The organism is Microbacterium sp. (genome assembly GCF_036566905.1).
GTDB lineage: Bacteria > Actinomycetota > Actinomycetes > Actinomycetales > Microbacteriaceae > Microbacterium.
Map to the genome: position 1 here is coordinate 25,337 of NZ_DATCVK010000012.1, position 8,930 is coordinate 34,266.

Consider the following 8,930-nt stretch of genomic DNA (forward strand, 5'->3'; position numbering starts at 1 on the left):
CGAACGGAGCCTCGGCACATGGAATGGCTGATCCCAGTCCTTATCGTGGTGGCGCTCGCCGTCATCGTCGGCATCTATCTCTGGGCGACGTACAACTCGCTCGTCCAGTTGAACGTGCGCGTCGATGAGGCGTGGAGCGACATCACCGTCCAGCTCAAGCGTCGAGCGGACCTGCTGCCGAACCTCATCGAGGCCGTCAAGGGATACGCCACGCACGAGAAGGCCGTGTTCGAGCGTGTGACGCAGGCGCGCGCCGACACGCTGTCGGCGACCGGCCCCGCCGAGGCGGGCGCTGCAGAGGGACGCATGCAGCAGGCGCTGAAGTCGCTGTTCGCCGTCGCGGAGGCGTACCCGCAGCTGCAGGCGAGCCAGAACTTCCTCCAGCTGCAGCAGTCGATCGTCGACACCGAGGACAAGATCCAGGCCTCGCGCCGCTTCTACAACGGCGGCGTGCGCGAGCTGAACACCAAGATCAAGGTGTTCCCGAACAACATGTTCGCGCGCAACCTGGGCTTCCACGAGCGCGAGTTCTTCGAGGTGATCGACGGCGCCGCGATCTCGGAGCCGCCGCGCGTGCAGTTCTGACGCGACTCGGAGCACTGCGAGCGCCGGCGAGCACATCGAGATCTTCCCGAACGCACCGGATGTCGCCGCCCGGCGGTAGCGTCGGGGCGTGACTCTCCGGCTGACGCGTGAGGAGGCGCGCCGCATCGCGGTGCGCGGACAGCTGCTGACAGCAGAGCGGCCCGCAGGGATCGTGGAGACGATCGACGCGCTCACCATCGTGAACATCGAGCCCACTGCGGCGATCGCACCCAGCGCCGACCTGATCCTGTGGAGCCGGCTCGGCTGGCCGTACCAGCCGGCCGACCTCGTGCGCCTGGTCGAGGAGGACCGCGCCGTGTTCGAGTGGGGCGGCTTCTACCGGGCGATGACCGACCTTCCGCTGCTGCTTGCTGAGATGCGCCACCGGCCGCACTCGGCGCAGGCACGGGAGTGGCTGGCCGCCAACGACGTGTTCCGGCGCGAGGTGCTGGCCCGGCTCCGCGCTGAGGGGCCGCTGCGGGCCGCCGACATCCCTGATGCGGCCCAGGTGTCGTGGCGCTCGTCGGGGTGGACGAACAACCGCAACTCGATGCAGCTCCTCGAGATCCTCGTGATGTGCGGAGACGTGGCCATCTCGTCGAGGGATGCCGCCGGCCGGCTGTTCGATGTCGCCGACAGGGTCTACCCGGCCGATGTGGTGGCGCTCCCCGACGAGGAGGCCGCGCGGGAGCGAGCGGAGCGCCGCCTCGCCTCGCTCGGCATCGCGCGTGCGAAGGGCATCGCGCAGCCGCTGGAGCCGGTGGACGTCGGCGAGATCGGCGAGGAGGCGGTGGTCGACGGGACGGACGGCTCGTGGCGCGTCGACCCGGACGCGCTCGAGGGGCTCGCCGCCTTCGCGCCGCGCACCGCGCTGCTGTCACCCTTCGACCGGCTGGTGTTCGACCGCCGCCGGCTGGACGAGATCTTCGGGTACGAGTATCTGCTCGAGATGTACAAGCCGGCCGCCAAGCGCCGGTGGGGCTACTTCGCGCTGCCGATCCTGTACGGCGATCGGTTCGTCGGGAAGCTCGACGCCAAGAGCGATCGCAAGGCCGGCGTTCTGCGGGTGCACGCGGTGCACGAGGACGAGCCGTTCACCGACGAGATCCGCCAGGCGGTGGATGCCGAGATCCAGGATCTCGCTCGCTGGCTCGGCCTCGACGTCCTGGGTTCCCCCGCCGCCTGAGACCGAAGTCCAGCGCGCGCCCGCCGCCTGCGCCTTCGTCAGCTCACGAGCTCTTCGACCGCATCGGCACCCGGCTTCGCGGTCGCAGGCTCGTCGGCACCGGGCTCCTCGGGCGAGAGGGCGACGGGTTCGGCCGGCCCGGAGTCATGCCGCACGGCCTCGGGCATCACGCGGGCGAGGTCCTCGACCGCGTCGCCCCAGCGCGAGATCGAGATGGACTCCAGTCCCTGCCAGGCGGCCGCGAGACGGAGCTCCGCGGCGAGGCGGGGTGCGGCATCCGCGGGTCGTCCGTGCTCCCACCACGCCGCCTGCACGCGCAGCGTCGAGGCGGCACGATCGGCTTTGAGGTCGACGCGGCCGACGATGTCGTCGTCGATGAGGACGGGAAGCGAGTAGTAGCCGAATCGGCGCTGGGGTGCCGGCGTGTAGATCTCGATGCGGTACTCGAAGTCGAAGAGCCGCTCGGCGCGATCCCGGAACCACACCACGGGGTCGAACGGGGTGAGGATCGCGGCGGCCTCGATGCGCCGCGGCACGACCGCCTCTCGGTGCAGCCACACCTTGGCCGGTCGCCTCCCGGCGGTCCACCCCTCGACGGTGACGGGGTGCAGCTCACCGGCGTCGGTGAGATCGTCGAGCGCCGCCGTGATGGCCTTGCGATCGGCGATCCGCCAGTAGTCCGCGATGTCGGCGGCCGTCGCCACACCGTGGGCCCGTGCCGCGCGCCGCACGAGCTCGTGCACGGCGTCGTCGCGGGGGACCGGGGCATCGAGCACCTCGTGGGGGATCACGTGCTCCGCCAGACCGTATCGACGCTCGAACCCGCGGCGACCCGCGATCGCGACCTCGCCGAACATCCAGAGGTGCTCGAGCGCCTGCTTCACGACATCCCAGTCCCACCACGGGCCGCGCGCGCCCTTCTTGGCGTCGTGCTCGATCTGCGCCGGACGCAGCGGACCCCGGTCGGCGAGCTCGGCGCGCACCCAGCCGACGATCTCGCGATGGGTGTCGGACCAGCTGCCGGCACCACCGTACTTGGCACGCATCGCCTGCATGCGGAAGTCGAAAAGCCCCCAGTCGGCGGCGGGGATGAAGGAGGCCATGTGCGCCCAGTACTCGACGTACGGCGAGCGCCGGGCGAACAGCAGCCGGTCGAGGGCGGCGGTGTCGTACGCGCCGAGGCGCGAGAACAGCGGCATGTAGTGCGACCGGGCGAAGACGTTGACGGAGTCGATCTGCAGCGTCGCCATCCGCGTCAGCGCGCCGTTCAGCTGCCGCGTCCCCGCGGCGGAGGGGCGCGGGCGCGCGAACCCTTGTGCGGCGAGCGCGACACGCCGCGCTTCTGCGGCGCTGAGTGAGGACTTCACGCGCGTCAGCCTAGCCAGCGGCTCCGACATCCGCCCCGCCGTCTTCATGACCGTCGCGGAATGCGACGCGCCTAGACTGGGCGAATGAGCACTGGGCGTACGAGCGGCTCCGACGACAAGCCCCGCAGCTCGCTCTTCGATGCCGTCCGCGACCGCAGCCGTGTGGTCTCCACCGAGACCTCCGCCGCGGTGCCGCGCGGTCTCCGGGTCGCCACCGCCTACTCGTGGCGGGTGATCGTCGTCGCTGCAGCCATCGGCATCGGCGTCTGGCTCGTCATCCAGCTGAAGCTGCTGGTCATCCCGCTCCTGATCGCCATCCTCATCACCGCTCTGCTATGGCCGACGTTCGCGTGGATGCTGCGCCGGCGGGTGCCGCGCTGGCTCGCCATCGTCATCTCGGTCGTCGGCACCCTCGCGATCGTGACGGGACTGCTCTGGCTCGTCGTCTGGCAGATCATGCAGCAGTGGGACTCCGTGCAGGCCAGCACGGTCGCCGCGATCGACCAGTTCCGGCAGTACCTCATCGACGGGCCGCTGCATCTGAGCCCCGAGCAGATCGACGACCTGCTGGATCAGGGCTGGGTCTTCATCCAGCAACAGGCCGAGCTCCTCTGGTCGGGCGCGCTGGCGATCGGATCCACGATCGGTCACGTCGTCACCGGCGCCGTGCTCGCGTTCTTCATCCTGCTGTGCCTGCTCGCCGATGGCGCCGGCATCTGGCGGTGGACGCTGCGGCTGTTCCCCAAGAAGGCACGCCCCGCGGCCGACGGCGCCGGACGCGCCGGCTGGGTCACCGTCGTCAACTACGCCCGCACGCAGCTGCTGGTCGCGACGATCGACGCGATCGGCATCGGCCTCGGCGCGGCCCTCCTCGGCGTCCCGCTCGCGATCCCGGTCGCCGTGCTCGTCTTCCTCGGCGCGTTCGTGCCGATCGTCGGTGCCGTCGTCACCGGGGCCGTGGCCGTGTTCCTCGCACTCGTCTACAACGGTCCGTGGATCGCGCTCTGGATGCTCGTCGTGGTGCTGGGCGTGCAGCAGCTCGAGGGCCACGTGCTGCAGCCGCTGCTCATGGGGTCCGCCGTCAAGGTGCACCCGCTCGCGGTCGTGCTCGTGGTGGCCGGCGGTGCGATGATCGCCGGCATCCCGGGCGCCCTGTTCGCCGTGCCGCTCGCGGCATTCGTCAACGTCGTCGCCGTCTATCTCGCCGAACGCGCCTGGGAGACCGGAGTCAAACCCTCCGGCGACCTCATCTGGAGCACCGTTCCGCGGCAGAGGAGAGTCCGTTCGTGACCACCGCCATGTCTTCCGCCGGCCACGCCCGACCCGTGGCGACCGCCGCAGACGCCGGCTCGTCGGCGTTCATCGTGCCGACGCTCGCGGACTTCGAGGACGCCAGGGCCACGCTCGAGGGCGTCATCGCCCATACTCCGCTCGATAAGTCGCAGCACCTGTCGGACGTCCTGGGCGTGCCGGTGCATCTGAAGCTCGAGAACCTGCAGCGGACCGGCTCGTTCAAGATCCGCGGTGCGACGTATCGCCTGTCGCGGCTGACGGCGGAGGAGCGCGCGCGCGGCGTCGTCGCCGCCTCGGCCGGCAACCACGCGCAGGGCGTGGCGCTCGCGGCCAAGGCGCTCGGCATCCGCGCGACGATCTTCATGCCGCTGGGCGTGCCCGTGCCGAAGCTGCTCGCCACGCGCGGGTACGGCGCCGACGTCGTGCTCGAAGGAGCCACCGTCGAGACGCCGCTCCGGCTGGCCGCCGAGTTCGCCGAACGCACCGGCGCCGTCTTCATCCACCCGTTCGACCACCCCGACGTCATCGCGGGCCAGGGCACGCTCGGCCTGGAGCTCATGGACGAGCTGCCCGACCTCGACACCATCGTGCTCGGCATCGGCGGGGGAGGGCTCATCGCCGGCGTCGCCGCCGCCGTGAAGGCCCGCGCGGCCGCGGAGGGGCGGACCGTCAGGGTGATCGGCGTGCAGGCGGCGAACTCCGCCGCGTATCCGCCATCCCTCGCGGCGGGGCATCCGCTCGAGATCCCGACGCTGCCCACCATCGCCGACGGCATCGCCGTGGCGCGGCCGGGCGACCTGCCGTTCGAGATCATCCGCGACCTGGTCGACGAGGTGGTCACGGTCACCGAGGACGACATCGCCCGTGCCCTGCTCGTGCTGCTCGAGCGGGCCAAGCAGGTCGTCGAGCCCGCGGGCGCCGTCGGCGTGGCCGCGATCCTCGCGGGCAAGGTCGTGGCGAGCGGTCCGACCGTGACGGTGCTGTCGGGGGGCAACATCGACCCGCTGCTGCTCCAGCGCGTCGTCGCGCACGGGCTGGCGGCATCCGGCCGGTACATGACCCTGCGCATCCCGCTGCCCGATCGCCCCGGTCAGCTCGCGCAGGTGTCGGAGCTGCTGGCGATCGCCGGGGCGAACGTCATCGAGGTGCTGCACACCCGCCACGGGCAGGGGCTGCAGATCAGCGAGGTGATCCTGCAGCTGAGCGTCGAGACGCGTGGCGAGGAGCATCGCGCGCACGTCATCTCGGTGCTCGAGGATGCCGGCTACGCGCCGACTGTGGTCCCCGACTAGCGCGCGGGACGCGCTCGGCGGGCCTGGCTGCTACTGGCCGTTGTAGGTCTCGACCTTGACGATCTCGACGGAGATCTCGCGGCCGTTCGGAGCGGTGTACGAGGTCTTCTCGCCCTCCTTGCGGCCGAGGATCGCGGTGCCCAGCGGCGAGGCCTCGCTGTAGACATCGAGCTCGGAGCCGACGGCGATCTCGCGGTTGCCGAGGAGGAAGACCTCTTCGCCGCCGGCGATGATCGCGGTGATGACAGTGCCCGGCTCGACCACGCCGGTGCTCTGCGGAGCCTCGCTGACCGTGGCGGTCTTCAGCAGATGCTGGAGAGTCCGGATGCGGGCCTCCTGCTTGCCCTGCTCGTCCTTGGCGGCGTGATAGCCGCCGTTCTCCTTGAGGTCGCCTTCTTCGCGCGCGGCCTCGATGCGCTTGGCGATCTCCTCGCGGCCGGTCGTCGAGAGGTGCTCGAGCTCGGCGGCCAGGCGGTCGTACGCGTCCTGGGTGAGGAAGGTCACGGGGGCGTCGGTGGACACGGCTGACTCCTTCGTTGGGCCCGGCGTGCGAACGGCACGGGCATAAACCGAACGCCCTGGCTCACGGCCAGGGCGCGATTCGACTGATGTCCCGTCAGACTACGTCACCCAGCAGGAGTTGACAAAACCTGTCGTCGCCAGCGCGGTGGTGGGGATGACCTCGCGGAATGCCCGCGCGTGGAGGTCGGAGGCCGGCAGTTCGACCACCCTCCAGCCCACCACGCCGTGCTCTTCGTCCTGCGCCTCGATCGCGCAGGCGACCGCGGATCCCGGGGGAGCGGTGATCTGGAATCCGAGAGTCACCGAGTGCTCGTCGGCGACCTCGAAGGAGGTCGTGTCGGAGTCGACCGCGTCCAGTGCGTTCTGCACCGTGAACCAGCCGAACAGGGCGACGATTCCGACCGCGACGAGGATGCCGGCGCCGATCGCCCAGCGACGTCCCGGGGAGCGCTGACGGCCGTAGCGCTCGTCGAGCATGTCCTGCGTGGTCACGCCGCACCCCTGACGTCTCATCGGCCCGGATCGGAAAGATTAGGCTGGAACTCCAGGCTATGCGCTCGCGCGCACCCCCGACGACAGCGCCCGCTCCGCGGGCAGAGCGAGGACCCCATGCAGCACGCGATCGTCGCCCTCCTGAGCGCCGCGGCGACTCCGACGCCGACGCCCTCCCAGGTGGACCCCGACATCGTGACGCCCGGCGTCGTGGGCTTCGTCGTCACCGCGTTCATCGCGATCGCGGTGATCCTGCTGGTGTGGGACATGATGCGCCGCATCCGCCGCGGCCGCGTGCGCGCCGACATCCAGGAGGAGCTGGATGCCGAGGAGCAGGCGGCGCGGGCGACCGAGGCCACCGAGGTCGACGACGAGAGCATCGATCCTGCGGACGACGAGAACCGCGGCGACGACGCCGGCGGAGCCGCTCCGAAGAGCTGAGCGCGGCGGAAGCGCTCCGAAAGCGCTGAGGTACGCGCTGCCGCTTGCGGCGGCACCGGGCGGGTCAGCCCGGGAGGCCGAGAGACGGTGAGAGCGGATTCAGCGCGATCAGCAGACACGCCGTCCAGTGGCAGAGGAAGGCCAGCACCGTGCACACGTGGAAGATCTCGTGGAAGCCGAAGTGGCCGGGCCACGGGTTGGGCCGCTTGAGCGCGTAGACGATGGCGCCACCGGTGTAGAGGAGCCCCCCGACGGCGACGAGGATCATCATGGCGGCGTTGGCCTCGAACAGGTCGACGAGGTACATGACCGCCGCCCAGCCCAGCGCGAGGTAGAGCGCGACATAGAGCCAGCGCGGCGCGTTGATCCAGAAGACCCGGAACAGGATGCCGACCAGCGCGCCGCTCCACACCAGCACGAGCAGCAGCGCGCCCTCCTGCGGCGGAAGCGCGAGCGTGGCGATCGGGGTGTAGGTGCCGGCGATCAGCAGCAGGATGTTGGCATGATCGATGCGCTTGAGGATCGCCTTGGTCCTCGGGTTCCAGTCGAACCGGTGGTACAGCGCCGAGTTGCCGAACAGCAGCAGCGATGTGGCCATGAACACCGCGCACGCCCACTTGGCCGGTGCGCCCTGCGCGAGCGCGATCAGCACGATGCCGGCAACGATGGCGATCGGGAAGGTGGCCGCATGGATCCAGCCACGCCAGGAGGGCTTGATCTCGGGCGTCGCCGCGTCGACGGCGGCGGCATCCATCAGGGGCAGCACGGGAACCTCGGGGGCCCGGGGGGCACTGCGACGACGGCTCATCACCTCAGCGTAGACGGCGCCGCATGCCGGCCGGGGAACATGGCCCGACCCCTGGATGCCCGGGGGCCGGCCGCGCTAGGGTCCGCGCTGCGCGAGGGGTAGCGTAGGTCTGTGGCGCGCGGCGAGACGAACGAGGGCAGAGGGCCCCTCTACCGCCTCTACATCAACCGCCTGCGTCGCCGGCTCGATCCCGCGGCCGTGCCCCGCCACCTCGCGATGATGATCGACGGCAATCGCCGCTGGGCCAAGCAGCTCGGGTACGACTCGGCCGCGCACGGCCACCGCGCGGGGGCGGCGAAGATGAAGGAGTTCCTGCGCTGGTGCGACGACGTGGGCATCCGCGTCGTGTCGCTCTACCTGCTCTCGAACGACAACCTCCGCAAGCGCGACTCCCGCGAGCTGTCGGATCTGATCGAGATCATCGCCGAGCTCGCCGACGAGCTGTCGCACGAGCGCGACTGGCGCGTGAAGCACGTGGGCCGCGCCGTCGCGCTGCCGGGCGATCTCGCGCAGGTGCTCGCCGACGTCGAAGCCCGCACCAAGGACAACACCGGCATGCACGTCAACCTCGCGGTGGGCTATGGCGGACGCGGCGAGATCGTCGACGCCGTGCGCAGCATCATCGCGCAGCACGACGAGCAGGGCGGATCCCTCGAGGAGCTCGCTGCGAGCCTCACGCCCGAGCAGATCGGGGAGCACCTCTACACGGGCGGTCAGCCCGATCCCGACCTCGTGATCCGCACGTCGGGCGAGCAGCGGCTGAGCGACTTCCTGCTGTGGCAGTCGGCGCACTCGGAGTTCTACTTCGTCGAGGCGCTGGGGCCGGACCTCCGCGAGGTGGACTTCCTGCGGGCCATCCGCGACTTCACCTCGCGGGAGCGCCGCTTCGGGGGCTGACCGACCGCGTCTATCCCACACGGAGCTTCTCCTTCGTCGAGGCGCTG

10 protein-coding genes are annotated in these 8,930 nt (G+C 70.6%); 6 read left to right on the top strand and 4 right to left on the bottom strand.

Annotated elements, in window-relative coordinates:
- Positions 1-18 precede the first annotated feature (18 nt).
- Positions 19-585 carry a LemA family protein gene (locus tag VIP82_RS01600; RefSeq protein ID WP_308869567.1) on the top strand — a complete coding sequence of 189 codons (567 nt, stop codon included), beginning with the start codon at positions 19-21 and terminating at the stop codon, positions 583-585.
- Between the two features lie 88 nt (positions 586-673).
- Entirely contained in the window at positions 674-1,771 is a 1,098-nt protein-coding gene (locus tag VIP82_RS01605) for a DNA glycosylase AlkZ-like family protein (RefSeq protein WP_331905552.1), read from the top strand.
- Between the two features lie 38 nt (positions 1,772-1,809).
- Here VIP82_RS01605 and VIP82_RS01610 read toward each other — a convergent pair whose 3' ends face one another.
- Positions 1,810-3,138 (bottom strand): winged helix-turn-helix domain-containing protein, encoded by a 1,329-nt coding sequence (locus VIP82_RS01610; protein WP_331905553.1) that lies wholly within the window; start codon positions 3,136-3,138, stop codon positions 1,810-1,812.
- An 84-nt stretch (positions 3,139-3,222) separates the two neighbouring features.
- Here VIP82_RS01610 and VIP82_RS01615 point away from each other — a divergent pair, with 84 nt between their 5' ends.
- Positions 3,223-4,428: an AI-2E family transporter gene (locus VIP82_RS01615; protein ID WP_331905554.1), complete on the top strand. Its 1,206-nt coding sequence runs from the start codon at positions 3,223-3,225 to the stop codon at positions 4,426-4,428.
- 8 nt (positions 4,429-4,436) lie between these two features.
- Positions 4,437-5,723 carry a threonine ammonia-lyase gene (gene ilvA / locus VIP82_RS01620; RefSeq protein WP_331905562.1) on the top strand — a complete coding sequence of 429 codons (1,287 nt, stop codon included), beginning with the start codon at positions 4,437-4,439 and terminating at the stop codon, positions 5,721-5,723.
- A gap of 30 nt (positions 5,724-5,753) precedes the next feature.
- Here ilvA and greA read toward each other — a convergent pair whose 3' ends face one another.
- Positions 5,754-6,245 (bottom strand): transcription elongation factor GreA, encoded by a 492-nt coding sequence (gene greA, locus VIP82_RS01625; protein ID WP_331905555.1) that lies wholly within the window; start codon positions 6,243-6,245, stop codon positions 5,754-5,756.
- Between the two features lie 99 nt (positions 6,246-6,344).
- A complete protein-coding gene (locus VIP82_RS01630) occupies positions 6,345-6,737 on the bottom strand; it encodes a DUF4307 domain-containing protein (RefSeq protein ID WP_331905556.1) in 393 nt (130 codons plus the stop codon).
- 117 nt (positions 6,738-6,854) lie between these two features.
- Here VIP82_RS01630 and VIP82_RS01635 point away from each other — a divergent pair, with 117 nt between their 5' ends.
- Complete coding sequence (locus VIP82_RS01635; RefSeq protein WP_331905557.1) at positions 6,855-7,178, top strand: hypothetical protein; 324 nt, start codon at positions 6,855-6,857, stop codon at positions 7,176-7,178.
- A 64-nt stretch (positions 7,179-7,242) separates the two neighbouring features.
- On the opposite strand, the gene trhA is transcribed toward VIP82_RS01635, so the two are convergent.
- A complete protein-coding gene (gene trhA, locus VIP82_RS01640) occupies positions 7,243-7,986 on the bottom strand; it encodes a PAQR family membrane homeostasis protein TrhA (protein WP_331905558.1) in 744 nt (247 codons plus the stop codon).
- 111 nt (positions 7,987-8,097) lie between these two features.
- On the opposite strand from trhA, the gene VIP82_RS01645 reads away from it, so the two are divergent.
- Positions 8,098-8,883 carry an isoprenyl transferase gene (locus VIP82_RS01645; protein ID WP_331905559.1) on the top strand — a complete coding sequence of 262 codons (786 nt, stop codon included), beginning with the start codon at positions 8,098-8,100 and terminating at the stop codon, positions 8,881-8,883.
- Positions 8,884-8,930 lie beyond the last annotated feature (47 nt).